The organism is Cytobacillus kochii (genome assembly GCF_020171845.1).
Taxonomy (GTDB): Bacteria; Bacillota; Bacilli; order Bacillales; family Cytobacillaceae; genus Cytobacillus; species Cytobacillus kochii.
This window is the reverse complement of record NZ_JAIVAM010000004.1, coordinates 324,725-350,830: the sequence shown is the minus strand read 5'-3', so window position 1 is coordinate 350,830 and position 26,106 is coordinate 324,725. Positions and strand designations below refer to the sequence as shown.

General features: G+C 35.4%; 23 protein-coding genes and 2 riboswitches. Of the genes, 15 read left to right on the top strand and 8 right to left on the bottom strand.

The window, feature by feature from the left end; genetic code table 11:
• Positions 1 to 61 precede the first annotated feature (61 nt).
• Entirely contained in the window at positions 62 to 1,477 is a 1,416-nt protein-coding gene (gene pdxR, locus LCM23_RS08175; protein WP_224936493.1) for a MocR-like pyridoxine biosynthesis transcription factor PdxR, read from the top strand.
• 134 nt (positions 1,478 to 1,611) lie between these two features.
• On the opposite strand, the gene LCM23_RS08170 is transcribed toward pdxR, so the two are convergent.
• The 5 genes from LCM23_RS08170 to LCM23_RS08150 all read right to left on the bottom strand — a co-directional run bounded on the left by LCM23_RS08170 (position 1,612) and on the right by LCM23_RS08150 (position 6,115).
• Positions 1,612 to 2,397: an energy-coupling factor transporter transmembrane component T family protein gene (locus LCM23_RS08170; protein WP_224936492.1), complete on the bottom strand. Its 786-nt coding sequence runs from the start codon at positions 2,395 to 2,397 to the stop codon at positions 1,612 to 1,614.
• Positions 2,394 to 3,959 carry an ABC transporter ATP-binding protein gene (locus tag LCM23_RS08165; protein WP_224936491.1) on the bottom strand — a complete coding sequence of 522 codons (1,566 nt, stop codon included), beginning with the start codon at positions 3,957 to 3,959 and terminating at the stop codon, positions 2,394 to 2,396. The genes LCM23_RS08170 and LCM23_RS08165 overlap by 4 nt, the downstream gene beginning before the upstream one ends.
• A complete protein-coding gene (locus tag LCM23_RS08160; protein WP_224936490.1) occupies positions 3,934 to 4,545 on the bottom strand; it encodes an ECF transporter S component in 612 nt (203 codons plus the stop codon). Before LCM23_RS08160 ends, LCM23_RS08165 begins: the two co-directional genes overlap by 26 nt.
• On the bottom strand, positions 4,542 to 5,150 hold the full coding sequence (locus LCM23_RS08155; RefSeq protein WP_224936489.1) for a Ykof family thiamine-binding protein: 609 nt from the start codon (positions 5,148 to 5,150) through the stop codon (positions 4,542 to 4,544). The genes LCM23_RS08160 and LCM23_RS08155 overlap by 4 nt, the downstream gene beginning before the upstream one ends.
• Before the next feature lie 85 nt (positions 5,151 to 5,235).
• A riboswitch (TPP riboswitch) is annotated at positions 5,236 to 5,339 on the bottom strand.
• A gap of 206 nt (positions 5,340 to 5,545) precedes the next feature.
• The gene (locus LCM23_RS08150) at positions 5,546 to 6,115 is read right to left on the bottom strand and encodes a TetR/AcrR family transcriptional regulator (protein WP_095373690.1); all 570 of its coding nucleotides are present in this window, start codon (positions 6,113 to 6,115) and stop codon (positions 5,546 to 5,548) included.
• 158 nt (positions 6,116 to 6,273) lie between these two features.
• Between LCM23_RS08150 and LCM23_RS08145 the strand changes: the two genes are divergently transcribed.
• The 6 genes from LCM23_RS08145 to LCM23_RS08120 all read left to right on the top strand — a co-directional run bounded on the left by LCM23_RS08145 (position 6,274) and on the right by LCM23_RS08120 (position 15,926).
• Positions 6,274 to 8,340, top strand: a complete 2,067-nt coding sequence (locus tag LCM23_RS08145) for an efflux RND transporter permease subunit (RefSeq protein WP_224936488.1) — start codon at positions 6,274 to 6,276, stop codon at positions 8,338 to 8,340.
• Positions 8,327 to 10,138, top strand: a complete 1,812-nt coding sequence (locus tag LCM23_RS08140; RefSeq protein WP_224936487.1) for a methyl-accepting chemotaxis protein — start codon at positions 8,327 to 8,329, stop codon at positions 10,136 to 10,138. The genes LCM23_RS08145 and LCM23_RS08140 overlap by 14 nt, the downstream gene beginning before the upstream one ends.
• Positions 10,139 to 10,423: 285 nt before the next feature.
• Positions 10,424 to 10,608: riboswitch (cobalamin riboswitch) on the top strand.
• 201 nt (positions 10,609 to 10,809) lie between these two features.
• Positions 10,810 to 12,477, top strand: a complete 1,668-nt coding sequence (locus LCM23_RS08135) for an acyl-CoA dehydrogenase family protein (protein WP_224936486.1) — start codon at positions 10,810 to 10,812, stop codon at positions 12,475 to 12,477.
• A gap of 14 nt (positions 12,478 to 12,491) precedes the next feature.
• Positions 12,492 to 13,403, top strand: coding sequence for an NAD(P)-dependent oxidoreductase (locus LCM23_RS08130; RefSeq protein ID WP_224936485.1), 912 nt, complete (start codon positions 12,492 to 12,494; stop codon positions 13,401 to 13,403).
• Positions 13,400 to 14,857, top strand: coding sequence for a CoA-acylating methylmalonate-semialdehyde dehydrogenase (locus tag LCM23_RS08125; protein ID WP_224936484.1), 1,458 nt, complete (start codon positions 13,400 to 13,402; stop codon positions 14,855 to 14,857). Before LCM23_RS08130 ends, LCM23_RS08125 begins: the two co-directional genes overlap by 4 nt.
• Before the next feature lie 22 nt (positions 14,858 to 14,879).
• Positions 14,880 to 15,926 (top strand): enoyl-CoA hydratase/isomerase family protein, encoded by a 1,047-nt coding sequence (locus LCM23_RS08120; RefSeq protein WP_224936483.1) that lies wholly within the window; start codon positions 14,880 to 14,882, stop codon positions 15,924 to 15,926.
• A 376-nt stretch (positions 15,927 to 16,302) separates the two neighbouring features.
• On the opposite strand, the gene LCM23_RS08115 is transcribed toward LCM23_RS08120, so the two are convergent.
• Genes LCM23_RS08115 through LCM23_RS25850 form a run of 3 tightly spaced genes read right to left on the bottom strand, consistent with a single transcriptional unit; the run spans position 16,303 to position 17,648 of the window.
• The gene (locus LCM23_RS08115) at positions 16,303 to 17,172 is read right to left on the bottom strand and encodes a PhzF family phenazine biosynthesis protein (RefSeq protein WP_224936482.1); all 870 of its coding nucleotides are present in this window, start codon (positions 17,170 to 17,172) and stop codon (positions 16,303 to 16,305) included.
• A 30-nt stretch (positions 17,173 to 17,202) separates the two neighbouring features.
• Positions 17,203 to 17,421 (bottom strand): hypothetical protein, encoded by a 219-nt coding sequence (locus LCM23_RS25855; RefSeq protein WP_251161636.1) that lies wholly within the window; start codon positions 17,419 to 17,421, stop codon positions 17,203 to 17,205.
• 14 nt (positions 17,422 to 17,435) lie between these two features.
• The gene (locus tag LCM23_RS25850; protein WP_251161635.1) at positions 17,436 to 17,648 is read right to left on the bottom strand and encodes a hypothetical protein; all 213 of its coding nucleotides are present in this window, start codon (positions 17,646 to 17,648) and stop codon (positions 17,436 to 17,438) included.
• Between the two features lie 325 nt (positions 17,649 to 17,973).
• Here LCM23_RS25850 and LCM23_RS08105 point away from each other — a divergent pair, with 325 nt between their 5' ends.
• The 8 genes from LCM23_RS08105 to LCM23_RS08070 all read left to right on the top strand — a co-directional run bounded on the left by LCM23_RS08105 (position 17,974) and on the right by LCM23_RS08070 (position 26,035).
• Positions 17,974 to 19,425 carry an aminotransferase-like domain-containing protein gene (locus LCM23_RS08105; protein WP_224936481.1) on the top strand — a complete coding sequence of 484 codons (1,452 nt, stop codon included), beginning with the start codon at positions 17,974 to 17,976 and terminating at the stop codon, positions 19,423 to 19,425.
• Between the two features lie 778 nt (positions 19,426 to 20,203).
• Positions 20,204 to 20,551: a DUF2294 domain-containing protein gene (locus tag LCM23_RS08100; protein ID WP_224936480.1), complete on the top strand. Its 348-nt coding sequence runs from the start codon at positions 20,204 to 20,206 to the stop codon at positions 20,549 to 20,551.
• 38 nt (positions 20,552 to 20,589) lie between these two features.
• The gene (locus LCM23_RS08095) at positions 20,590 to 20,964 is read left to right on the top strand and encodes a hypothetical protein (RefSeq protein WP_224936479.1); all 375 of its coding nucleotides are present in this window, start codon (positions 20,590 to 20,592) and stop codon (positions 20,962 to 20,964) included.
• 139 nt (positions 20,965 to 21,103) lie between these two features.
• On the top strand, positions 21,104 to 22,228 hold the full coding sequence (locus LCM23_RS08090; RefSeq protein ID WP_224936478.1) for an NADH:flavin oxidoreductase: 1,125 nt from the start codon (positions 21,104 to 21,106) through the stop codon (positions 22,226 to 22,228).
• A 401-nt stretch (positions 22,229 to 22,629) separates the two neighbouring features.
• Positions 22,630 to 23,532, top strand: coding sequence for a sulfurtransferase (locus LCM23_RS08085; protein ID WP_224936477.1), 903 nt, complete (start codon positions 22,630 to 22,632; stop codon positions 23,530 to 23,532).
• Between the two features lie 271 nt (positions 23,533 to 23,803).
• Complete coding sequence (locus tag LCM23_RS08080; RefSeq protein ID WP_224936650.1) at positions 23,804 to 24,469, top strand: HAD family hydrolase; 666 nt, start codon at positions 23,804 to 23,806, stop codon at positions 24,467 to 24,469.
• A gap of 153 nt (positions 24,470 to 24,622) precedes the next feature.
• A complete protein-coding gene (locus LCM23_RS08075; protein ID WP_318247533.1) occupies positions 24,623 to 25,414 on the top strand; it encodes a protein phosphatase 2C domain-containing protein in 792 nt (263 codons plus the stop codon).
• Positions 25,415 to 25,540: 126 nt separating this feature from the next.
• Positions 25,541 to 26,035 (top strand): cysteine hydrolase family protein, encoded by a 495-nt coding sequence (locus LCM23_RS08070; protein ID WP_224936476.1) that lies wholly within the window; start codon positions 25,541 to 25,543, stop codon positions 26,033 to 26,035.
• The last annotated feature ends 71 nt before the right edge of the window (positions 26,036 to 26,106 follow it).

Here is a 26,106-nt window from a genome sequence, read left to right as displayed (position 1 = left end):
GATATGATTGTAAGTATCAGTTTTTGATAATTTTATAGTATCAGTTAGAGGGGGCAGTTAGATGGATTACTTAGCTTGTGAGTTGTTAAGAGACAGTGATGTGCCTTTATATGAGCAATTATATGACTATATTAAGGGCGAAATAACAGTGGGAAGATTACGAGAAGGAGATAAGCTTCCATCTAAACGAAAATTAGCCACCTTGTTAAAAATAAGTCAAAATACCATTCAAACAGCGTATGAACAGCTTGAAGCGGAAGGTTATATTGAAGTACAAGCGCGCAGAGGCTACTTTATATTACCATTAACAGACTTAGAATATATCGAAAGTAAAATGAAGAATGAAAGTTCAACAGTGGGTGTTTATCCTAAGGAACAAACAGCCATTTATGATTTTCACCCGAGCCAAATTGATACAGTTCACTTTCCATTTGATAAATGGCGAAAGTATGTGAAACAACATATTGAACCTGTTCATCAGTCCTCATTACTGCTTGGTGAAAACCAAGGGGAACTTGATTTAAGGAAAGAAATTGCGCAGTACTTATATCATTCCCGTGGTGTAACTTGCAAGCCAGAACAAATAGTAATTGGCGCAGGTGTAGAAGTTCTTTTACAACAGCTGATTTTTCTGTTTGATAAAAATACGGTCTATGGGGTGGAAGACCCAGGCTACCATTTAATGATGAAGATACTACATAATTACGGATATGAAGTGTATCCACTGTTAGTGGATAGACAAGGAGTCGACATCCACGCCATAAAAAAATCGCCTATAGATATCCTGTATACGACGCCTTCACACCATTTCCCTTATGGAACCGTTTTACCGATTCAACGAAGACAACAATTGTTGAATTGGGCAGCAGAGAAGAATGATCGCTACATTATTGAAGATGATTATGACAGCGAGTTTCGCTATAACGGAAAAACGATACCGTCTCTGCAAAGTATGGACAGAGGGGAAAAGGTTATTTATTTAGGCTCTTTTTCTAAATCTTTTATTCCATCATTGCGCATTAGTTATATGGTTTTGCCGAAACCCCTTGTTAAATCTTATAAAGAAAAATTATCTTTTTATCATTGCACGGTTTCGAGAATAGACCAAAATGCCTTAAGTGGATTTATGAAAGACGGAGAGTTTGAAAAGCATTTAAACCGGATGAAAAAAGTTTATAGAAGAAAGGTAGAAATAGTTCTAAACGTACTCAAGTCCTTTCCGCAATTAGAAGTTATGGGAGAAAGCTCTGGATTACATGTCGTATTGATTGTCAAGAACGGAATGAATGAAAGCGAACTCGTAGCACGCGCAAAAAGAGAGCGCTTGAAAATTTATCCATTATCTAATTACTCCATAATTAGAAGAGAGGATAAAGAACCGCAAATCATATTAGGCTTTGCAGGTATTCGTGAAGAACAATTGGAACACAGCTTGAAGGCATTGTTCAAAGCATGGGGAATGGATGATATTGATTAGATATATCTTGCTTGACTTAAGAAGAAATAATTACAAACAAGTACAATAAGTTAATCAACAACGAACAAATTCTTAATCATATAACTGAACTTGTTCGTTGTTAATATTACTTAGAAAGATTGAAGGAAGTAAAGTTAGGGCATTATCCGATGGCCAAATATGTTAAGGGTGCCCAATCGATAAGAGACGTAATAGGCGATTATTAAAATGATAAGCATGATGATAATAAATAGGTAATCAGTGGCCTTGATTTTCATTACAGTATAATAGGTTCGATCTTTTGACCCTGTAAAACCTTTTGATTCCATTGCAATTGCGACTCTTTCAGCCTTCCGAATGGCACCAGCTAATAGGGGAATAAAATATTGTCTCATATGTTCCACGCGATTTCTCCATCCTTTCGCACGACCAAGGCCCCGAATACGATGAGCTTTCTTTAACAAGTCTAATTCGTGTTTGAAGGTTGGAACAAAGCGATACCCAGCCAAAATACCATAAGTTAACTTAGGTGAAAGGCGAACTTGCTGCATTAAACTTAACATAAATTTTGTGGGATCAGTTGTAAAAGCAAAGAGTAAAGATAACCCTATAAAACACAATGACCTTAGTGCTAAACTCATACTAACTATAATGCTACCCATCCTGATATCAAAAGAAAAGAACGAAAAAACAATAGGACCAGTTGCGTACTTATCATCCGTATATAGCATTGTCATCCAAGCTAATCCGAGCGCAAAAAAGGACATAGGTATAAAGTAAAACAACCATTTCTTTATGTTCAGTTTACTGAAGAAAAAGGTAAGTATCAGGATATAAATAAACATAATCGCTGGTGTAATAATATCAAAGGAAAAGCTCAACAGAATGGCAGGTAAGATAACCGTAATAGCTTTCATGGTTGGATTTAATGAGTGTATCATATTGTCATCTCTTCATTGATCAACCGTAAGCGGTAAGGTATCCTTAATCTGGCTTTTTCTAGAAGCTCAGTTTTTCGCCAAAGTGCTTTAGGTGTACCATCATAAACGATCTTTCCTTGTTGCATAACCAAGACATTATTACAGTATGAATCAACTAAATCCATGTCATGTGTAACGAAAACGATGGTTACCCCTTTATCATTTAGGTGCGTGACTATACGCATAAATTGAGAGGTCGTATAGGCATCTTGTCCAAATGTTGGTTCATCGAATAGAAGTAAATCAGGTTTGGAATGTAACATCGTTGCTACACTCAGCTTTCTTTTTTGGCCACCACTTAATGAAAATGGGTTTTTCCACTTATCAGATAAGAGATCAAAGTCGGTTAATAAATGATGAGCCATTCTTTCTGTTTCTACTCTAGAATAGCCACGTAGCTTGATACCAAAACACACTTCATCGTATACAGTTTGGTTAATAAATTGATGCTCAGGATTTTGAAATACATAGCCCATATTCTTATACAATTCGTTTTCATGCCAATTACTTAATGGAGTGTTTAAAAAATCGATCGAGCCTGAGACGGGCTTAATTAATTTGGCTATTAACTGTAATAACGTAGATTTACCAGCACCATTTTCGCCAACTATTGCGCAAAAGTCCCCTTTTTTGATTGAAAAGGAAAGCTCATTTAGGATTTGCTTATTTTTATAGTTAAATTGTATATCTTTAAGATTAACGATTACTTCTGTACTTTCTTTCTCACTTGATGGTCGAATAGGCATTTTTCTATTTTCATACCTTTTAGGTACTCTTATACGATTCTTCGTCAACTTATGTAAATGATTTTGAAAACCTTCCTTCGGCGTACTATCTAAAAGTAATTCTCCTTTGTTATTAAGCGCAACCAACCGATGAGCGTATGGTTCCCAGTCATCGATTTCGTGTTCAATTACAAGCAAACCAAATCTTTGTTGTTTTTGAATCTTAATAATTGTCTCGATAAACTCGAGGCTAGATATCGGATCTAAATTTGCTGTAGGTTCATCTAAAATTAAATATTGAGGGTCCATTAAAAGGATAGAAGCTAGCGCAACCTTTTGTTTTTGTCCTCCTGAAAGATGGTGAATGTTATGTTTCATATATTGTGATAATCCTACAATATCTAGCACATGTTCTATTCTTTGTTTCATTTGGCATCTGGGAATAGACAAGTTTTCTAACACAAATGCTAATTCATCTTCTACACGAACCATGCAAAACTGACTTTCTGGATCTTGAAAGACAATGCCTATTTCTTGGTTTATTACTCCTTTAGGGTAGGAGGAGATATTTCTCCCTTTATATAAAAGGTCCCCTGAAGTAAAACCATCAATCGCCTCAGGATATAGACCATTTAAACATAGTGTAAGTGTACTTTTGCCAGAACCACTTGCTCCAAGTAATAAAGTCACTTCCTCTGCATATAACTTACAGCTTACATTATTTACAGAAGGTTCATCGTGTTTATCAAAGGAAAATGAGAAAGAGTCTAGTTCAAAAATTGGTTGATGATTTTTCATGCCTTGCTATTACCTCCTTCCCAATCGGGTACCCATTTAACACACCAGTTTTCGCTAGTTGATCCGCTAACATTTTTCCTAAATAACCAGCAATGATGGCTCCACTTAAGAGACGTATAACAAACATTGTCATAATAAGCCAGGATTCATAGGCATGAAAACCTGATACAAAGAAATGGTAAGGAAAACTAATAAATGCTGCGCTAACACCTGAGAAAACGAGAATTCGAGGTTGGTAATTTTTCCATTTTGTCAGTGCAAAAGCGATTTCCGCCCCTAACCCTTGCACCATCCCTGAAAGAATTAAAGTGGGTCCAGATGTTGAGCCGACAAGTACTTCGGTAATAGCAGCAATGGTTTCTGCTGTAAAAGCAACGCCTGGCTTTCTGATAATGTAAGCAGCTATTATTGATACAATAAACCATATGCCATAAATCAATTCATAACCAATGGGTCCAAATCCAAACGGGGTAAGGATGGCAACAAGAACTTTACCGACCCCAAAAAAACCTAAATAAATAAAGCCAAATACTACACCCAGGACTGACATGAGAACAATATCTTTTAGACGCCATGATTTTATCATGAGACTTTCACTTCTTTAGCTTTTCCAGTAGGGCTGTTAGCTGATAATGTGAATGTCATTGTCACATGAGATACATCTTGCTTGGTCTGATCGAAAACGTTCTGTAACAAGTTAAAAATATCATTCACCTTGCCATCAAGCCTTGTGGCATAATGGCTATGGCTTACGTTTACTTCAGTCTCCTTGGACCAATCAATTTGCTCATAAATTTTTTCCATATAATCTTCCCTCCCTAAGGGATAGAGGGCAAATTTACAACCTGCAAGCTGGTCTATTTCTTTTGTATCATCCTTGTTCAAGGCAATGTCAGTTTCGTCCATGTATACATCTGCTGCTGAATCTCCTGGACAACCAATCGAAAAGGTACCACTCATAGCGATGTGTTCTCCCGTTTTAGCTGCGTGTAAAAAGATTGCCCTCACTACATCAAAAACATGAATTTGCTTACCACGGATACAAGTAGATACATCATCAGTTTCAGCCCACACCTTTGACATGTTCACTTCTTTAAGGGCAAATAAGATGATGTCCACATACCTCTCACTCATTGCAGAAAGCGTAAACTGACAACCCACGATACTACTTGTTCCACATAATTGATTCATATAAAAATCTCCTTTTAACATTTTTTGAACAAAAAAACTGCACCCCGATGGAATGCAGTTTGGTTATGCAGAAAAAAAGAGAATACACTGACCAACTGCACTTCCCCACGCTAGTATTATCTAGATCGGGTTATAAGGGTCAGGCACTTGCCTTCTCAGCCATTAAATATAGCTCCCCTAGCGCATTCGATATATTTATTTGTTCGTCTATCCTATCATAAGCAAAAAATCATTATCTGTAAACCAATACTTGTCAATTGATAATGTAGTAGCGATAAATACAATATATTAATTGATACGTAAAATGATGCAAATGAGTAGGGAAGACAACTTAAATTCCAATACAGTAGAGATGAATAAAATATTGATGTGAAGAATGTTGATATATTCGCATCCTATTTAGAATGAAGAATAACCCGATTACTTATTTCAGTAATAATGGTTGTCATTTCTTCCGGAGATTCTTTCATCCCGTTCATTAACCATTTTTCAATTACATAAATACATCCACTAATTACAAAGTAAATCATATATTTTGATTTATCTAGATTTATGACCTGCTGTTCTTCCTTTAAACTATTAATAATGATTGATTGTGCAGTATCAATTACTCTCGTTTGAAAAGCTTTGTTACCATGGTCACTAAATAAAACAAGAAAATCAGCACTACGTTTATAAACATAATCTAATAAATACTTTGTCATTGCAAAAGTTTCATTTGTCTCATTATGGTTGTACTGTTTTAAAGTGACTTGTAATTCTAACAAAATCTCATCTTCAATATGCTGGAGTAAATCAAATTGATCACGATAATGACTATAAAAAGTAGAACGATTGATATCTGCTTTTTGACATAATTCTTTAATGGTAATGGAGGAGATTACTTTTTCTCTTAATAATTCCATTAAACTTTCCTTTAACACCATACGAGTATATTGTTTCCGACGATCCAATTTTTTGTTCATCATACAAACCCTCACTTTTTTAAAGAAATCCAACAAAGTACGCTTAAATGTTGGATGTTAAACATTTTTTACACAACTGTTTGTTGTTTATCTAACACAGTGGTATGTATAATGTTACTGTAAAAGAATTTCAACATCAAGAAGTGGGGAAACCAATAATGATTGAGTTTATTATTCGTTATAAAAAATCTGTAACAATCATTTTCTTTTTGTTATCAGTGCTTTCTGCTATTGGCTTTCTGTTTGTGAATGTTAATTATAATATGAAAGATTATATCCCAGCAGAAGCTGAATCTACCGTTGCTTTAGAAGTGATGGAAGAGGAATTTACTAGTGGTATTCCAAATACAAGCGTAATGGTTGAGAATGTTACAATCCAAGAAGCGCTCGTTATCAAAGAGAAATTAAATAAGGTTCAAGGTGTAACTGATGTGATGTGGTTAGATGATGCGATGGACATAAGAACACCAATAGAAACCGGAGACCAAGGCACAATAGAAAATTACTACAAAAATAATCACGCTCTTTATTCTGTCACCATTGAGAGTGGCAAAGAGGTCGAAGCAACAGAAGATATATATCAAATAATTGGTGAGAAGGGATCACTTATTGGCGAAGCTGCAAATACAGCTACGCAGCAGAAAATGACAGGGCAAGAAACGTTACTCGCTGCAGGGATACTTATTCCCATTATTATCATTATACTAGTTCTCTCGACAAACTCTTGGGTTGAACCGCTCTTTTTCTTAACGGCTATCGGTGTATCGGTAATTATTAATTTAGGGAGTAATGTTTTTATAGGAGAAGTGTCCTTTGTGACACAATCAGTCGCACCAATTTTGCAGTTAGCTGTTTCCTTGGATTACGCTATCTTTTTATTACATAGTTTTCAAGATTATCGTAAACAAGGGCATGAGCCAAATGAAGCTATGAAACTAGCTATGAAAGAATCGTTTAGTGTCATTGCCTCGAGCGCATCTACAACTCTATTTGGATTTATTGCATTATTGTTTATGGATTTTGAGATTGGATCAGACCTAGGTTTAAACCTTGTTAAAGGAATAATTTTAAGTTTTATAAGTGTGATGGTATTCCTTCCAGCACTTACATTATTATTCCATCATTGGATTGAAAAAACACAGCACAAATCATTAATACCAAATTTTAAAGGTATTGGAAAAAAAACATTAAAGTTAAGGTTTCCGGTCTTGATTTTCGTCTTACTTCTCGTTATACCAAGCTTTTTAGCACAAAAAGAAACCTCATTTACTTATGGAATGGGGGATCAACCTGACAGTACTAGGTTAGGGCAAGACATCCAAAAAGTAGAAGAAATATTTGGCGAATCAACCGCTGTAGTATTATTGGTACCTAATAATGAAATAGGTAAAGAAAAAGAAATGATTGCATCTATTGAAGAGGTTGACCATGTCTCAAATGTAATTGGCTACACGAATATGGTTGGTTCGACTATTCCGCAAGAATATTTAGAGGAGGAAGCAAAGGAACAATTCTTATCCAATAATTACAGTCGAATCATCATTAATACTGATGCAGGAACAGAAGGAGATATTCCTTTTCAATTAGTAGAAGAGATAAGGGAAATAGGTACTAAGTATTTTGGTAATCAAGCGTTAACTTTAGGCGAAAGTGTTGCACTTTATGATATGAAATCAACGGTTACAGAAGATAATTCTTTAGTAAATACTTTAACCGTTATCGCGGTTGGATTCGTGTTACTTGTCACATTCAAATCATTATCATTACCGATTATCTTATTATTAACAATACAATCTTCTGTTTGGATTAATCTCGCCATACCCTATTTTACCGATACGTCATTAGTATTTATTGGTTATCTCATCGTTAGCACTGTACAGCTTGCAGCAACGGTCGATTATGCCATTTTATTAACAGAGACTTATAAGCATAAGCGTGGAAAACTTTCTCCAAAACAAGCGATGAGAAAAACAATTGATGAGAAATTATTTTCCATTATCGTGTCTGCCTCCATTTTATCTAGTGTCGGATTTATATTATGGCTAACTTCTTCAAATCCAATCGTCGGTTCTATTGGATTATTATTAGGTAGAGGAGCATTGCTCGCGTTTTTACTCGTTATCCTTTTTCTACCTGCATTATTATTACTATGTGATAAATTGATTCAAAAAACATCTCTACAAATGGACTTTAGTAACAAGGAGGAAAAACATGAAGATCATTAAATGGATGCTTATCACTGCTTCCCTATTTTTCTTTCCTGTGATGAATATACATGCTGAATCACAAACAGTTAAAGGCGGAATGAGTAAAGGGAAAGTAGCAAACAAAAATGAAGTGATTTATGCTAACTTGCTAGCAGACGGTAACCTAACCGAATTATATGTTGTCAATTCGTTTGAACTGATAGAACCTGGTGTGATAGAAGATTTTGGGAATTACCAAAAGGTTAAAAATCTAACTGACACATCAAAAATTAGCAAAGAAAATGATCAGATCACATTACAAGCAAAAGAAGAAAATTACTATTATCAAGGAAACTTACCAAATAACTTTGAGTTACCTTGGCGTTTTACAATTAATTATTACCTTAATAATAAAAAGGTTGAACCAGAAAATTTAGCTGGTAAATCGGGCGATATAAAAATGGAAATTGCTGTAGAAGCGAATGAAGGTAAGCGTTCTTCATTCTCTGAAAATTATATGCTGCAAATTAGCGTACCGCTGAACACTGAAAAATTCAAGGAGATAAAAGCCGAGAATGCCACTGTTGCACAATCCGGCAAAGATAAGCAGCTCACTTTTACCGTTATGCCGGAGCAGGAAGAAGTATTTACGATTGAGGCAGAAACAAATCATTTTGAAACAGAAGGTGTGCAAATATCTGCTTTACCTGCTTCACTTGCCATTGATAGCCCAGATACTGAAGAATTGACGAGTGAGTTTCACTCATTAACTGAGGCAATTGGTGACCTTCATCATGGTGTCGGAGACTTAGCAATAGGAATGAATGAACTATCATCAGGCTTACGGTCTTTAGAGGGTGGGTCTGCACAATATAAAAAAGGACTAAATGAATTAAGTCAGTCTGGTAACCAATTAACAGAAGGATCAGCACAAATAAATAATACTTTATCTTTGATTAAAGATGAGATGAAACAAGCCAGTGGCGTAAGTGGTATTGGGGAACTCGAGAATGTAACAATCGATCTGCCTGAGGTAGCGGATAATCTAGAACAAGCAGCAAATGATGTAGACCAAGTAGTTGTTAATTATAATGAGGTAAAAACACAAATCAATCGTGCTCTGGAGCAGATACCAGATAACCAAATTTCAGATAAAGAGATAAATAAATTATATGAAAGTAATGCGGATAAAGAGGTAATTGATCAATTGGTAGAAACCTATAGAGGGACAAAAGCTGCTCAAGAAGTTCTACTACTAGCCAAAGATAACCTTACAGACATGGTTGAACCGCTATCAACCTTTAGTCAATCAATGAGAGAAGCAGCAGGTAACCTTCGTGCAATATCATCTAATATAGACGAATCTATTCTTCAAATTGACATTGATGAAGGGTTAAAACAATTGACATCTGGTGTTGAAGAAATGGTATCTAACTATAATCAATTCCACCAAGGGTTACTTGCTTATACAGGCGGTGTTTCTGAATTAAGTACATCATATAGTGACATCCATGAAGGAATTAGCGGTTCTCTATCTGGAGCTGAGCAACTAACCAAAGGAGCTGGCTCGCTTCATAATGGAACTGGACAATTACATGATGCAACTAAAGACATTCCTGATGAGGTGACAAAAGAAGTGGATGAAATGATATCGCAATATGATAAATCTGATTATGAGCCAATTTCTTTTGTATCAGATAAAAATAATGAAAAGTTGGAACTAGTCCAATTTGTCATCCAAACAGATAAGATTAAAATAAAAGATAACAAAGAAGATGTAAAAGAAACAAAAGATAAAGTAGGATTCTTCGAGAAACTTCTTAACTTATTTAAGTAAACTTGAAAAACACGCCACTGCAATCTAGGAGGCGTGTTTCTCTTTTTGGTGGTAAATTTATATAAACCTTTCATGTTACATCAAACGATCGGTCAAAATGAAGAATTAGGCTTTCTTCTACTCGGGTTGTAGGAGTGGATTTAATCAATGACTCTAGCTTATATTGTGGTTGGAAGAAAAATGATAAAGAGCCTAACTTTTTCATCATTTTAAGCTGAGAATACATATTCTAAAAAATAAATTGTAAATTTTCCGAAAAATTGATATATTGTTAGTGTGAAAACTAAATAAGCTAAATAAACAGGTGCTTGTTCATCAAGCTTAAAAGGGAAACCGGTTAGACTCCGGTGCTGTCCCGCAACTGTATTTGCGAGCGGATTGTACATAACCACTTATTCATTATTGAATAGGGAAGGAACAAATCCGCCACGACCATAAGCCAGGAGACCTGCCTGTTTTAGCCAACATCATTACCTACGCGGATAGGGGGTGTTAAGTGCGGATAGAAGAACATGTATATTACTCAACACATGTTTATTTGTTTGTCCACTCGTTACTTAACAACTTCTTTTAACAGGAGTTGTTTTTTGTTTGAAGGTGGTTTGCTTCTTGCTACTGATTTGAGCAAGCGCTCAATCAAAGGAGATAGAAAGATGTAAAGGGAGTGCACGATGGCGAAGCTAAAAAAAACACTAGAAGAAAAGGGAGATATTTTTTCTCCTGAAGATTTTCTTGAAGAGGAACAACTCATTGCACAAACGGCAGAATTATTTATTAAGAATGAAGTGTTGCCCCAAATAGATTCATTAGAAAAAAAGAACTATGAAGTGGCTAAGAATCTGTTTCAAAAATCAGGGGAACTAGGTCTACTAGCTATTGATGTACCTGAGGATTATGGCGGGTTTGCACTTGGTAAAAAATTATCCGGGCTTATAGCTGAAAAGATAGGATACGGTGGGGCTTTTAGTGTTTCGTATAATATTCATGTAGGTGTTGGCACATTACCGTATGTTTATTTTGGTTCAGAAGCACAAAAACAAAAGTATTTACCACAACTCATCTCCGGGGATTGGATTGGTGCTTATGCCTTAACGGAAGCAGGAGCTGGATCGGACGCACTTTCACCGAAAACAAGAGCTATTTACAACAGCAAGAGTGATAGTTGGATAATAATTGGGGAAAAACAATGGATTACCAATGCTCACATAGCAAATGTGTTTGTTGTGTTTTGCCAAACAAATGACGGGATGACTGCTTTTATTGTTGAAAGAGACATAGCAGGCGTATCTATTGGTGCAGAAGAAGAAAAGATGGGTATTCATGGATCATCAACAGCTACTCTTATATTGGAAGATGTCGTTGTGCCATCCGCTAATATACTAGGAGAAAAAGGAAAAGGTCATCAAGTTGCCATGAATATATTAAATCTTGCTAGATTGAAGCTAGCTTTCTCGAATATTGGCACAGCTAAACAAGCCTTCAACTTTTCTCTTAGCTATGCGAAAGAGAGACAACAATTTGATAGAGCGCTGGTTGAATTTACGTTGATACAAGAAAAATTAGCTGAAATGGTGACATCTATTTATGCAAGTGAAAGTGCCGCTTATCGCACAGCAGATATGATTGATCAAGCTCCAACAGATGAAGGAATCACCTCTTTAAAAGCATTCGCAATGGAATGTGCCATAAACAAAGTACGATGCTCTGAAATGCTTGGGCATGTAACAGATGAGGCCGTTCAAATTCACGGTGGATACGGTTATATGAGAGATTACGATGTTGAGCGACTATATAGGGATGCTCGAATCAGTCGTATCTTTGAAGGAACAAACGAAATCAATCGCTTAACCATAGCAAAAAACTTACTTCACAAACACTCATCTAAAGATATCACAATCAATACCCCTACACCATTACACCAAGATAGAAACAGCCAATTTATTGAGTTAGGAAAAGAACTGTTATCGCTGTCTTTGGAAGCGGTTTCAAATGCAAAAATTGATATAAATAGGGAACAGCAGTATGCACGTCTTTTAGCTAATATCATCACAGAACTATACACAATGGAATCGACTTATATGCGGACATCAAAACTGCAACATCGAAAACAAAATCAAAAGTGGAAAGATTTAGCGACTGATATTATATGCGAACAATGCTTTCAATATTTGAAACAACAAACGATTAGCCTGATTTCAGCAGCGATACTTGATGAAAAAGAACGATTCGTTGCATTCGCAAACATTGAAAATTACCAAATCCCACTCTACAGCAATCTGTTATTGAAAAAAAGGCAATTAGCACAAATACTTATTGATCAACCAAAATTACTGAAATGAAGGGAGCTTAAATGATGGGTGAGAAAATCGGTTTTATTGGATTAGGGAATATGGGTTTACCGATGGCGCAAAGCTTATTATCAGAAGGCAATGAAGTGTACGGCGTCGACCTCAACAAAGATGCTGAAGCGGCATTGCTAAGGTCGGGAGGTGTGATTGGATTATCTATCAATAATATCATAAAGCAAGTAAATTTTATTTTCACAAGCTTACCTTCAATGAAAGCGGTGGAAGAAATCTATTTAGGTGAGGAAGGATTGATTACAAAAGGACGTGAAGGCATTGTCCTGATTGATACAAGTACGGTTGCTCCTAGCTTGAATCAAAAATTAGCAGAAGAAGCAAAAAAGAAGAGCATTCATTTTCTTGCTGCTCCTGTCAGTGGGGGTGTAATCGGTGCTGAAAATCGTACTTTAACCATTATGGTCGGTGGTCCTAAACAAGCTTTCGAGCAATCCCAACCATTGTTAAATATTCTTGGAGAGAATATTTTTCATGTGAATGAACGAATTGAAAGCGGAACTGCAGTCAAATTAATCAATAACTTACTTATCGGTTTTTATACTGCTGGTGTAAGCGAAGCCTTAAATCTGGCAGAAAAAAGCAACATTAATTTAGCACAATTATTTGAGATGTTGAATGTGAGCTACGGCCAAAGTCGGATATATGAAAGAAACTATAAAAGTTTTATCGCGAACGAAGATTATCGTCCCGGTTTTACCTTGCAGCTATTAAATAAAGATCTTGGTTTCGCGCTTGATTTAGCCAAGGAACACGAATTGCAATTGCCAGTTAGTGAATTACTATTAAATATATACAAAAATGCTGAAAACGAGGGTTATGGTAGCCAAGATATGGCTGTTCTTTATGAAAAAGTGAAAAATGATCAAACAAAAAATGCGAAAGAAACGGGGATGAAGGAATGATTAAAACAGAAATTCCAACAATGAAAAACCATATTAATGGTGAATGGGTTGATTCAAGCAGTAAGGAAGTGGAAGCCGTACCGAACCCGGCGAATGGGACAATTATTGCTTACGTCCCCCTTTCTGGTAAAGAAGATGTTGATTTAGCTGTCAAAGCTGCTGCTGCGGTCTATCCTAAGTGGGCTGAAGTACCCGTCCCAAATAGAGCGCGTCTGCTTTACCAATATCTTCATTTGTTAAAAGAGGAAAAAGAAAACCTCGCTCAAATTATTACAGAGGAAAATGGAAAAACATTAAAGGATGCGCGTGGTGAGGTACAAAGAGGAATTGAAGTCGTTGAACTCGCAACCTCCACTCCTAATTTAATGATGGGAGATGCACTTCCTAGTATTGCCGAAGGGATAGATGGCTCAATTTGGCGCTATCCGCTTGGTGTTGTTGCTGGGATTTCCCCTTTTAACTTTCCAATGATGGTTCCTTTATGGATGTTTCCTCTGGCAATCGCCTGTGGGAATACATTTATACTGAAAGCTTCTGAAAGAACGCCGATCTTGGCTGGTAGACTCGTAGAGTTATTCTATGAGGCAGGTTTTCCTAAAGGGGTACTAAACCTTGTACATGGAGGAAAAGACGTGGTTAATCGCTTATTAGATCATCCAGAAATTCGTGCAATTTCATTTGTTGGGTCAGAGCCGGTCGCCAAACATGTTTATCAAACTGGCACCGCTCACGGAAAGAGAGTACAAGCATTAGCTGGTGCGAAAAATCACGCAGTTGTATCATCTAGTTGTCATCTAGAAAAAACGGTTCAAGGTGTTATTGGCGCAGCGTTTGGAAGTAGTGGGGAACGATGTATGGCTTGTTCTGTGGTAGCCGTTGTAGAAGATATAGCAGATGACTTTATGAACCTACTTGTAGCAGAAACGAAAAAACTTACTGTCGGGGATGGTCGGTTTGAAGAGCATTTTGTTGGACCACTCATTCGTGACACTCATAAATCCCGTGTGTTACAATATATCGCCTCAGGGGTATCAGAGGGAGCCAATTTAATCGTAGATGGTAGGGATACAGAGACGACAGAAGATGGTTATTATGTAGGTGCAACAATATTTGACAATGTAACATCCGATATGAAAATTTGGCAAGATGAGATTTTTGCACCGGTCTTAAGTGTCGTTAGAGTAAAAACATTTGAAGATGGTATCGCCTTAACGAACCAATCAAAATTTGCCAACGGAGCTGTTATTTATACATCTAGTGGTAAAGAAGCACAAATTTTCAGGGAGAAGATTGATGCAGGTATGATTGGTGTAAATGTGAATGTACCTGCTCCTATGGCGTTTTTCTCTTTTGCTGGTAACAAATCATCATTTTATGGAGATTTAGGAACTAACGGAAAAGATGGTGTTCAATTTTATACAAGAAAGAAAGTCGTAACTGAACGTTGGTTTTAAAAAAAATGGAAGGAGAGATTGTATGACAGATGAAGTACTCTTCACAGTAAATGATAAAGGGTTAGGTGTGATTACACTCAACCGTCCGAAAGCGCTAAACTCACTTTCTTTAGCAATGGTTCAACCACTTAAAGAAAAGTTACTGCGATGGAAAAACAATAATCACATACAGATAATTCTGATCAAAGGAGCAGGAGAAAAAGGCTTGTGTGCAGGTGGAGATATAAAAGCTTTATACGATGCCCGCTTGAATGAAAAAAATAAAAGTCTGGCAATGCAATTTTTTAAAGAGGAGTATGAATTAGATCAATTAATTTATGACTATCCAAAGCCCATTATTGCTTATCTTGATGGTATTGTAATGGGCGGGGGAGTTGGACTGACTTATGGGGCAAACTATCGTATCGTAACTGAACGGACGAAGTGGGCCATGCCTGAAATGAATATTGGCTTCTTCCCTGATGTCGGTGCAGCCTATTTCCTTAACAAAGCTCCAGGCTATATTGGCCGTTATTTAGCGTTGACGGCAGAGACGATACATGCATCTGATGTTCTCTACATAGGAGGAGCTGATTATTTCATCAAGAGTGAACAATTTAACTCCCTCTTAGAAAATCTAGAGAATATGAATTGGTTAGATGTAAATCTCGATTATAACTTGAATGATTTACTCAACCAGTACGCCAACGACGAAAGCGGAGAAAGTAAGTTATCACAATTACAAGAAGAAATTGATTTGCACTTTTCTTTTCAAACATTAGAAGAGATTCTACACTCTCTTCGTGAACATCCTAGTGATTTCGCTACAACGACAAGTGATATCTTATTATCTAAATCACCTTCATCACTTAAAGTCACACTTAAGCAACTGATTGACGGTGAAGAACAATCTCTCACAACTTGCTTAGAAACAGACTTCATACTTGCTAGAAATTTTTTAAGCCATAGTGACTTCTATGAAGGTGTACGGTCTGTGGTCATTGACAAAGACCGCAATCCCCAATATGACTTTGCACAATTATCCGATTTTACATCTCAACATGTTGAGGGATTCTTTCAAAAAAAGTAAGCTAACTCTAACGAAAGAAAAACAATTACAATTATAAAAAGTATATTTCATTGAATTAAAAAACCTTGCATGACGTTCGTAGCGATAAGCTCCGCGAAAGCAAGGTTTTTTCGAGTAGTTTTTTATTTTCTTCTGAAACCACGTTGTTATTGTCTATTTCTCATCAGAACCATGCCATATCAAAAAAAGCAAACATAGGATAAGCACTGTAATCGACAGGTCCATTGATATTACCATCTAAGCCCTCATTCATCACAATAACGCTCTAATAACCGACAATTAAAGAATATTTAATAAAGAAAAACAGCCATACTAGATGTAACACAACACCTAATCCGGCTGTCTTAATATTTCTTTGATTTAAAATTTACATTCATTATATTTCAACCTCTGTTTCAGAGAAATTCAACGCTTTCCCGCCCACCTTGACCTCAATAATTTCTTTCCCTTGAGTGGTTAACTCAATAACTATTTCAGAAGGTTTTTTCATAGAGTAACCTTGCTCAACAGACAGATTAATCTCTTTTTCAGAGTTGATTTTACCATATTTATATAAATAACATGAAAGGGCACCATTGGATGTACCAGTTGCAGATTCTTCTGGAATTCCATATAGAGGTGCCAAATTTCTACAGTGAGCATTTGAATCCTTAAGTGATTCAAGGGTGAAGATATGATATCCAATGGTATTATATTTACTGCTGATCTCAGATACTTTTTCAAAATTTGGCTTTATAGAATTTAATATATCTAAGTTTCTAATCGGTACAAGTATATCCCTAAGACCAGTAGATACAATTTGCACTGGTAGATCCCCTAACATTTCATCTATAGTAATATTTAAGGAATCTGCAATTTCCTCCTTGTCTATTATTTCATAATAGCTTGGTGCATTTTGATCCATCATTATGGATAAGTCTTCCATTACTTCTACATTTAAAACTCCAGATTTTGTTTCTTGAGAATATTTCCCTGGTTTAATATAGCCTTGGTTGCAAAGTGTATAGAACGTTGCTATTGTTGCATGGCCACAAAAGTCAACCTCTTCATTAGGTGTGAAAAATCTAACCTTGAAGTCAGCAAGGTCTGACTTCATGACAAAAGCAGTCTCACTAAAGCCGATGATACCTGCTATTTTTTTCATGTCCTCTTCTGATAGATAATCAGCGCTAAGTACCACCCCGGCAGGGTTTCCTCCCTCAATGGATTTTGCAAATGAATTTAATGTATAAACTTTTATCTTCATAATATGATCCCTCCAAATTAGATATTGATTTTATATTTGTACGATTGTCCCGACATTCATTTCTTCTGCTTTTGATACAATATATTTTGAAACTGCAAGATCCTGCAATGCTATGCCAGTACTATCAAAAATCGTCATTTCTACATCACTTGTACGTCCTTTCGCATTTCCAAGTAAGAATGGTCCAATTTCAGTCAAACTGTTTTTGCCTAATATATCAGCCCTTATAGCACTTTTTGTTTCTCCCACTGTCGATACGTGTTTTATATCATCTTCGTATACAGAAACAACCTCAAAATCTTTTCATCCACTTCCTGTTTTCCAGTCATGTCTGCCCCCACACAGCTGATATGTTTGCCTGGCTTAATCCAATCCTTAAAAATCAATGGTTTTCGCGAAGGCGTAATCGTAATTACTGCATCGGTTACTTCCAAAGCTTTCATTGGATTTCTTACAGCTACAAACTGAACTGACACAATTCTTTGTTTCCAGCTCTTATTATAATTATCGTTGATATCATTTATGATTTTACCGAGTTCCGTTTTTATTGAAGACTGGTATATTAATGCATTTTCATATTTTACAGGGTTATATATATACCTTGTTAATTGTCTGAACTTGAGATAGAGTGGCGGCTATTTAAAAAAAACGCCTGAACTCCTGTGCCTATTACCATTAGGGTTTTTGAAAAGATTTAATGTAATTGTATTTGAATAACAACAAAAAGTCTCCAACCATTCTTGGTTGTTAATTAACCAACCAAATGATATGGTGAAAATACTATGTTTTTGGAGGGAATTTATGTTTGATATCAACTGGAAACCTGATAGAAACAATCCATATCGATTGGATATACAGATTGTTAATTTCATAAAAGATAAAATAGTAACTGGAGAATGGCCAGTTGGTTTCAAATTGCCAAGTCAGCGGATGCTTTCTGAAATTTTCTGTGTAAACAGAAGTACCGTAGTATCTGCCCTTGAAGAGCTGGCAGCTGAAGGCCTTATTAGCGGTAATGCTGGTGGAGGTACAAAAGTAATAAACAATACATGGACATTAATGTCCATTAATCATTCACATAATTGGCATCCCTATATATCTTCGGGATTACATCAAACAAATCAAAATATAATGCAGCAGATCAATCAAGCTGAATTCCAACCTGGTATCATCCGAATGGGATCCTGTGAACCTTCCCCTGAATTAATACCTAACAAAATGATTCAGGGCGTACTAAAAAAACTGTCACAGTCTATGACATCGCTGGGTTATGAAGAACCGAACGGGAATATCAATCTAAGAAGAGAGGTAAGCACGTACCTTAAAACAATAGGAATAGAAGCTGATCCATCCTCAATCTTGATTACCTCTGGTGTTTTGCAGGCACTTCAGCTTATTTGCCTTGGCCTTTTGCACACAAACTCAGTAGTCTATGTTGAAAAGCCATCCTACCTTTACTCTCTTAGAACCTTTCAATCGTTCGGAATGCAACTTTCGGGAATCAAGCAGGATGGAGAAGGTATAGAAATAAAAGAATTGGTTGATCGACATAGGCGGAGAAAAGGAGAAATTCTTTTTACAATACCTACTTTTCAAAATCCTACCGGTAGTGTCATGTCACTTGAAAGAAGAAAAACGCTTGTTGAAGCGTGTGATAGGGACCGTTTGCCTATTATAGAGGATGATGTATATAGGGAGATTTGGTTTGATGAAAAACCTCCACAGCCAATCAAGGCATTTGATAACAACGGACTTGTTTTATATATTGGTGGATTATCGAAGAATTTAAGTCCTGGTCTCAGGATTGGTTGGATTGTTGGATCAGAAAAAGTCATTAAAAGATTGGCAGATATAAAAATGCAAACTGATTATGGAACCAGCTCACTCTCCCAAAATGTAACCACAGAACTATTTTCTAGTGGCCTTTATTATCAGCATAACGATATTATGCGGAAAAATGTTAAGATTCGAAGAGATGTTGCTCTTGAAGCATTAAAGAAATACTTTACTAGCATCGGTACATGGAATATCCCTAGAGGCGGATATTTCATCTGGCTTAAGTTAAATAAAGGTATATCCATGTACCAGCTTTTTACAAAAGCCTTGCGTCGGAAAATACTTGTTCACCCTGGAGATTTGTATGAGTATCACTCTGATCAATATTTGAGAATTTCTTATTCTTATGCATCCTTAGATGAAATTGACTATGGAATTAAAACTCTTTCAGAATTGGTAGCAGAACAAATTCTTTAAGTTCATATCGGGGTAGTCTCAAAAGTGCGGATTTACAACTTTAATCTGCTTATCACTCTAAATTTAAAGATTTAAAAACGTTCATACCTTTGAGACGAGTCATTTGAGACGCTTGAAATCCCTCTTTTATGTAAAAATAACTGAGTCTCAATAGGATTACACTAATGGGATTGTGAAAAAAATGTACTTAAATTAACAGGGCAAGGTAGTTGAATAAATGTTCAATAATTAGTATGAAATCCCTACTTCAATACAGGAAGGAAGGGATTTTTTGTTGAATAGATATAATAGAATATTTTAGATAAGAAAATAGGCGAGGTTAATATATCGATAATGATAATTAAAAAAGAATTTAAAATTGCTGGATTAAAAGGAGATGGGGAGTTTGATTACTTTAGTAATGTAGTACCTTTGCTTGCAAAGCAACTATAAGATTATTACGATATCGAATAGAAGAGAAAGCAATTTTTTTCTATAATATTGATATTTTTCGAGAAAGAAATTATACTTATATAAGTAATATATGGCTAATAGGTAAAGATATTGCCTATTACTATATAATAATAGGTGAATGGTGAGATGGATAACGAGTAGCGTCTGCTGCTTTGCTATTAGCCCGCCATAAAATAGTTTGCGTAAACAAACTATTTTATGGCGGGCTTATTGTATGCATAAAGGAATAGGTTTATCTAATGATCACATGGAGGACCATAAGATTACATTTGCGCTATACACTTACCTGGAAAAACTGTGACTTTATTATTGGAGGACGCTTTTAATGAATATCGAACATCAATTCAATATGATTATAAGAGAAATTCGAAAAAAACATGTAGGCAATGGGCCAAGAGAAATGACTACAAAATTTACAGGCTGTTGGGCGATTACGGAAATGAAAGGGAACTTAACAAATGTCGAGAAGTTCATGATTGAATCAACGAAAGGCTACCAAGTAGTCCATGAAGCTCGAACAACCCTTATCAAACAATTATATAGCGATAAAGAAAAGGTTGAAAAACTTGAAGGACTCGTTGGTGCTCAATTAATCAATATTTTTACTGATATTGATTTAGAAAAAGATATTGCGATGACGATTTATGTTTTTGATAAACCTTTGCAAGTATAACTCTCAACTCGTTAAGATGATTAAAATTGGAAAAATAGGTGATTAAAATCGATATAAAAGAAATGTTAAATCAAGTTCCTGTTGTGAATGAAGAAGAAGGACGGTTATTATTAACTAACTTAAATACGCAAATGATTAAACTATTTCAGGAAAAGGAAATCGCAATCTATTATTCACTATTAGAGGATGTTTTGAAGATTGCAAAACATTTAAATTTAGATACGGTAATTAAATATTTCGGAATCACCCCCGTGGTGAAGGCAAATGAAAGCATGCAGTTCCAAGAGATCTTTCGTTGTCTTCACACAAAGGAAAGGAATAATAATTGGTTCTTGGATTTCTTTTCTTTATATTTAGGTGTTTCTGTCATTTATGGCTTTAAACCTGAAGAAATTAAAAGAGCTGATTCCTAATAAAGAGAAAACATTTCAATCCCTTTTGTTGAAATGTTTTTTTATGCAGTGATAAACGAATAAAATATTCTGTTAATTGAAAGCATTTTACTTGTATTTGTTAGCATTCTTTGTAAAATGAAAGCAAGGAGTGATAAAGATGGTAGAAAAAATTGCAGGGCATAGTTTATTGGAAAAGGTGTCATTTGGAAATGGGCAATTAAAAAGCAGGGTAGTAATGGCACCAATGACAAGAGGATTCTCACCAAATGGTGTACCAGATGAAAAGGTAGCACAATATTATCGCAGGAGAGCAGAAAATGGTGTAGGCCTTATTATTACTGAAGGCACAGCGATTGATCATCCATCAGCAGTTGCTGGTGAAACAATTCCCCTTTTTTATGGCGAGGATGCACTAAAAGGTTGGGCAAATGTAGTAGCTCAAGTACATGAAGCCGGCGGGAAGATTATTCCACAATTATGGCATGTTGGTGCAGCAAGAAAAGCCGGGAGTCTACCTAACATCGATTCACCGCCTGTCAGTCCTTCAGGAATCACGTTAAAAGGAAAGAAAATTGATCAAATCAAGGTACTTACAGAAGAAGATATACATGACCTAGTTGATGCGTATGCAAAGGCTGCTAAATCTGCCAAAGAGATTGGATTTGATGGCATCGAATTACACGGAGCTCACGGTTATCTAATTGATCAATTTTTCTGGGAACTGACTAATAAACGGACAGATCAGTATGGTGGAGACCTACAGGAACGCTCTACATTTGCAGCAGAGGTCGTTAAGGCATGCAGACAAAGTGTTGGTCCCGATTTTCCAATTGTTTTCCGCTATTCTCAATGGAAGGGTACAGATTACAAAGCCAAGTTAGCGAATAATAGTAAGGAACTTGCGACCATATTATTACCTTTAGTTGAAGCGGGTGTAGATATTTTTCATTGTTCAACAAGACGCATATGGGAACCAGAATTTGTAGATGAACACCCTACATATAACTTAGCTGCGTGGACAAAGAAAATCACACAAAAACCAACAATTGCAGTTGGATCCATTGGCATTAATCGCGCATATTTAAGTAGTGAAGATAATGCACAAATCACCATTGAAAAAAATCTTAAAATTGTCGATGAAAAAATGAATGCTGGTGAATATGATTACGTGGCAATCGGTCGTGCCCTACTTGCAGATCCAGAATGGGTAACTAAGTTAAAAGATGGGGCACTTGATCAGGTGAAAATTTATACAAAAGAAGCAGAAGGCACCCTCTATTAATAGGAAATTATTTTAAAAACCGATTAAAATAAGAATCGGTTTTTTTCCCGTTGTTTCTTTCCTCCATAAAGGAGGGCCTTATGTAGCAAGATTGAGTTGTAATGTAGAGACGAATCGAAAAGATATTTTCTTATAATTATTGGTATGAATGTCGAATGTCTTTACTTAATTTCATTCTCTCTATTCAATGAACAGGTTTAGGGAGAGTGTTTTTTTTGCTCGAAAGCTTTCATAAAATAATGATTATGATTAAGCTTTTATCAATGTTTCTAACCTTTATAAATAGGGAATATGAAAATATAATGGTTTGTTTCATAAAAATGAACATTGCAAACCTAATTCCTTGTATACAGATGGGTATAATGTTATATTAATCAAAAATCGAAAGAGGAGAGAAGAGTATGACCAAAACGATTCCACCAATTGTTTCAACCCAATGGTTAGAGGAACATTTAAATGATGAAAATATCCGCATACTAGACGCGACGACTTTCTTAAAGTTACCAGATGGTGATGGACTTTACTCTGTAACGAACGGACGAGACGCTTATAAAGAAGAGCATATTCCAGGTGCTGTGCATGCAGATGTAGTAAACGAATTAGCAAACCCAGATGATCCAAAAGCATTTACATTGCCATCTCGAGAAAGGTTCGTAGAAGGGATTGAAAAATTGGGTGTTGGTGATGGTACGCATGTGATTATTTATGACAAAATCGCTGAAGTCGGCTCCCCGAATGCCGCATCTGATTGGGCATCACGTGTTTGGTGGCAACTTCGCTTCGAAGGATTTGATAATGTCTCAATCTTAAACGGCGGGTTTAGAAAATGGAAAGAAGAAGGTAGAGAAATTAAGTCTGGGATTGAATATTATCCAAAAGCAACTTTTAATGGTAGAAGAAGACGGGAATTATTAGCTACAAAAGAAGATGTCAAAAAAGCGATAGATGATCCAAACATGATTATTATGAATTGTTTATCACCAGATGTCTTTAGTGGTAAGAAAAACACTTACGGTCGTCCCGGTCATATTCCTAATAGTAAAAATGTCTTCTTTGCCGACTTATCAGATGATGAATCACTTCTCATTAAAGATGAAGAAAATTTACGTGAAATTTTTGAGCCGACCGGTGTATTTGATCAATCTAAAAAAGTCATCACATATTGTGGCGGTGGGATTGCTGCTACATGGAATGCTTTCATTCTATATACACTAGGCCGTAAAGATGTCGCTGTATACGATGGTTCCATGACAGAATGGGTGCAAGACGAAAACGCGCCACTAGTAACAACCAATAATGAATAAATTCTTTCCACGAATGTTCTCGCATTTGTTGATTTAAATTAAAATTTATAGGTTGTAAAAAAGTTCGATAATTTATAAAAAAGATTGATAACTTATAATAAAGTTTGATCAAAAGTCCTGTATTGATGCAGGACTTTTTTTTCAGCAATCGGGCCATTTAATGGAGCAAGAATTATCGAGTAAACGGGACAGTTTGATAATAAATTTAAATAATTCTGAGTTTTTTTATGGTAAAATGAGGAAGGTAATTGATACAGAAAGGAAGCTTTATATGAACAAATATAAGATAATTTTATTTGATTTAGATGGAACACTTTCAGACCCAAAAATAGGTATAACTAAATCTGTTCAATATGCGTTAAAGAAAATGGACATTGATGAACCTAATATCGATAAACTTGAATGTTTTATCGGTCCACCACTTCAAGTGTCATTTGCTGAATATTACGACTTTGATGAAGGAAGTACACAAAAGGCAATTCATTTTTACAGGGAAAGGTTCAAGGATAAGGGTATGTTTGAGAATGACCTATATTCGGAAATTCCTTTTCTACTAAAATCATTAAAAGAACAACAATATATTTTAGTTGTTGCAACTTCAAAGCCTACTGTATTTTCTGAACAAATACTAAAGTATTTTAACATTGACCATTATTTTGATCTTGTTGCTGGAAGTAATCTAGACGGAACACGAACATCAAAAACTGAAATTATTCAATACATACTTGATAAGTACAATGAGCATAGGCTAGATGATTTTATTATGATTGGTGACAGAAAACACGATATGATTGGTGCAAATAATATTGGTATTGACTCTATCGGAGTAACTTATGGATATGGTTCATTTAAAGAATTAAGTGATACTAACCCTACACATATTGTTAATTGTGTTGACGAGATAACAGATATTTTAATAGCAAGTAAAGTTGGATAAATAACGAAATTATATTTCCGAAATAAGGAATTGGCAGCTATTCTGCATGAAAAGGGTGCTTTTCTTAGGTTATAAATCGTTTTATTTTCTTTTGTATATTAAAAAATAGTTGACCAATATGAATAAAAGGTGATTAATCATGAGTGATTATCAATGGGTAGGAAGCCAAAACATTATGTAGATGAAGTTCACACTGAATTGTTGAACAACGATATTGTAATAGGTCATTTTGGTGGTAACTCTTCAACTGGGCAATTTAAGAATGAAGATGGATGTTTAATTTGGGTTAATCAAGAAGAAGATTGGGAGTTTGTTATTATTCTTGATGCTCATAATACAGCACAAAGTGCAGAATTAGTTCTTAAAACCTTTGAAAAAGAAAGAGACTCAGTGCAACAAATCTTAAAAATGCAGACAGTAGAAGCTTTCGACACCATATCCACCTTCATTCTAAATATTTTTAAGGGTCAAAGCTTTCGAGAAGCTAATCAAAATGTCCAAGGAGAAACTGCTTGCCTATTTGTTGTTAGGAAAGGAAAATTCCTTTGGTGGCTATCGATAGGAGATTGCATTCTTTATTTGTTTCATCCTGAACTTAAAGCACTAGGAGAATTTCAACAGAATCATAGAAGTTTTTATGAGTGGGTAGGACAAAAGAATACTTTTAATTTAGCTGTACCTTGTTACAGTTCTGGAAGGAAAGAATTACGGAAAGGAGAAAATCATATTTTCTTAACAACAGATGGGCTTATTGAGTGCCCAAATACTAATTTTGACAACCCATTTGAAATATTTAATACCTTCGAAGGGATAACCAATCAATATGGTGTTAAAAGATTATTAGAAGAAATTAAGGAAAATAATGTACGTGATAGTACAACAATAATTTCATGGAAAGTAACTATCAACAATTCAGCTACTTTACCTAGTGATATTCCGCAATAAGGCGCAATTCTTCATCAAGAGTTGTGCTTTTTCTTAATATTTGGATAAAATTACTTAGAACAAATAAAAATTTTGTGATATCGTAAGTAGATAAATTCTAAAAGAGATATGAGGAGAATAATAATTATGGAAAATACAGCACTAATAATTATTGACTTGCAAATTGGTGTTCAGCCTAAAAATGTTCCACTATTTAAACTAGCGAATGTATTAAATGGAGTTAATCAAAGAATTCGTTTGTTTAGAGAAATAAAAAATCCTATTATTTTTGTTCAACATAATGATAGTGATTTGGTTTTTAATTCTCCAGAATGGCAATTGTTTCCGGAACTAGATGCTAAAGATACAGATATCTATATCAACAAAACACATGCAAATTCTTTTTACAAGACTGATTTGAATGAACAACTTAGAAAGTTAAATATAAATAAACTTGAAATTTGTGGAGCACAAACCGAATATTGTGTAGATACAACTATTAGAATGGCTCATGGATTAGGATATAAATTATTTATGAAAAAAGGGTTAACTACCACTCTAAACAGTGACCTTTTGGGAGCTAAAACAATCATTGAACATCATGAGAATCTCTGGAATAATAGATTTTTAAGTTTTTTATAGAATAGAATTCCTTTCATCGAAATTAGTCGTGTCGAAAACAACAAATACCATGCTCCAATGGGGATAAAATT

What these genes read in the sequence shown, in the direction of transcription:
- LCM23_RS08125 (WP_224936484.1), top strand. Translation starts at nt 13,400, where the DNA reads ATGATTAAAACAGAAATTCCAACAATGAAAAACCATATTAATGGTGAA.
- LCM23_RS08135 (WP_224936486.1), top strand. Translation starts at nt 10,810, where the DNA reads ATGGCGAAGCTAAAAAAAACACTAGAAGAAAAGGGAGATATTTTTTCT.
- LCM23_RS08090 (WP_224936478.1), top strand. Translation starts at nt 21,104, where the DNA reads ATGGTAGAAAAAATTGCAGGGCATAGTTTATTGGAAAAGGTGTCATTT.
- LCM23_RS08165 (WP_224936491.1), bottom strand. Translation starts at nt 3,959, where the DNA reads ATGAAAAATCATCAACCAATTTTTGAACTAGACTCTTTCTCATTTTCC.
- LCM23_RS08070 (WP_224936476.1), top strand. Translation starts at nt 25,541, where the DNA reads ATGGAAAATACAGCACTAATAATTATTGACTTGCAAATTGGTGTTCAG.
- LCM23_RS08085 (WP_224936477.1), top strand. Translation starts at nt 22,630, where the DNA reads ATGACCAAAACGATTCCACCAATTGTTTCAACCCAATGGTTAGAGGAA.
- LCM23_RS08075 (WP_318247533.1), top strand. Translation starts at nt 24,623, where the DNA reads ATGGGTAGGAAGCCAAAACATTATGTAGATGAAGTTCACACTGAATTG.
- LCM23_RS08160 (WP_224936490.1), bottom strand. Translation starts at nt 4,545, where the DNA reads ATGATAAAATCATGGCGTCTAAAAGATATTGTTCTCATGTCAGTCCTG.
- LCM23_RS08140 (WP_224936487.1), top strand. Translation starts at nt 8,327, where the DNA reads ATGAAGATCATTAAATGGATGCTTATCACTGCTTCCCTATTTTTCTTT.
- LCM23_RS08115 (WP_224936482.1), bottom strand. Translation starts at nt 17,172, where the DNA reads ATGAAGATAAAAGTTTATACATTAAATTCATTTGCAAAATCCATTGAG.
- LCM23_RS08150 (WP_095373690.1), bottom strand. Translation starts at nt 6,115, where the DNA reads ATGAACAAAAAATTGGATCGTCGGAAACAATATACTCGTATGGTGTTA.
- pdxR (WP_224936493.1), top strand. Translation starts at nt 62, where the DNA reads ATGGATTACTTAGCTTGTGAGTTGTTAAGAGACAGTGATGTGCCTTTA.
- LCM23_RS08130 (WP_224936485.1), top strand. Translation starts at nt 12,492, where the DNA reads ATGGGTGAGAAAATCGGTTTTATTGGATTAGGGAATATGGGTTTACCG.
- LCM23_RS08105 (WP_224936481.1), top strand. Translation starts at nt 17,974, where the DNA reads ATGTTTGATATCAACTGGAAACCTGATAGAAACAATCCATATCGATTG.
- LCM23_RS08100 (WP_224936480.1), top strand. Translation starts at nt 20,204, where the DNA reads ATGAATATCGAACATCAATTCAATATGATTATAAGAGAAATTCGAAAA.
- LCM23_RS08145 (WP_224936488.1), top strand. Translation starts at nt 6,274, where the DNA reads ATGATTGAGTTTATTATTCGTTATAAAAAATCTGTAACAATCATTTTC.
- LCM23_RS08120 (WP_224936483.1), top strand. Translation starts at nt 14,880, where the DNA reads ATGACAGATGAAGTACTCTTCACAGTAAATGATAAAGGGTTAGGTGTG.
- LCM23_RS08080 (WP_224936650.1), top strand. Translation starts at nt 23,804, where the DNA reads ATGAACAAATATAAGATAATTTTATTTGATTTAGATGGAACACTTTCA.
- LCM23_RS08155 (WP_224936489.1), bottom strand. Translation starts at nt 5,150, where the DNA reads ATGAATCAATTATGTGGAACAAGTAGTATCGTGGGTTGTCAGTTTACG.
- LCM23_RS08170 (WP_224936492.1), bottom strand. Translation starts at nt 2,397, where the DNA reads ATGATACACTCATTAAATCCAACCATGAAAGCTATTACGGTTATCTTA.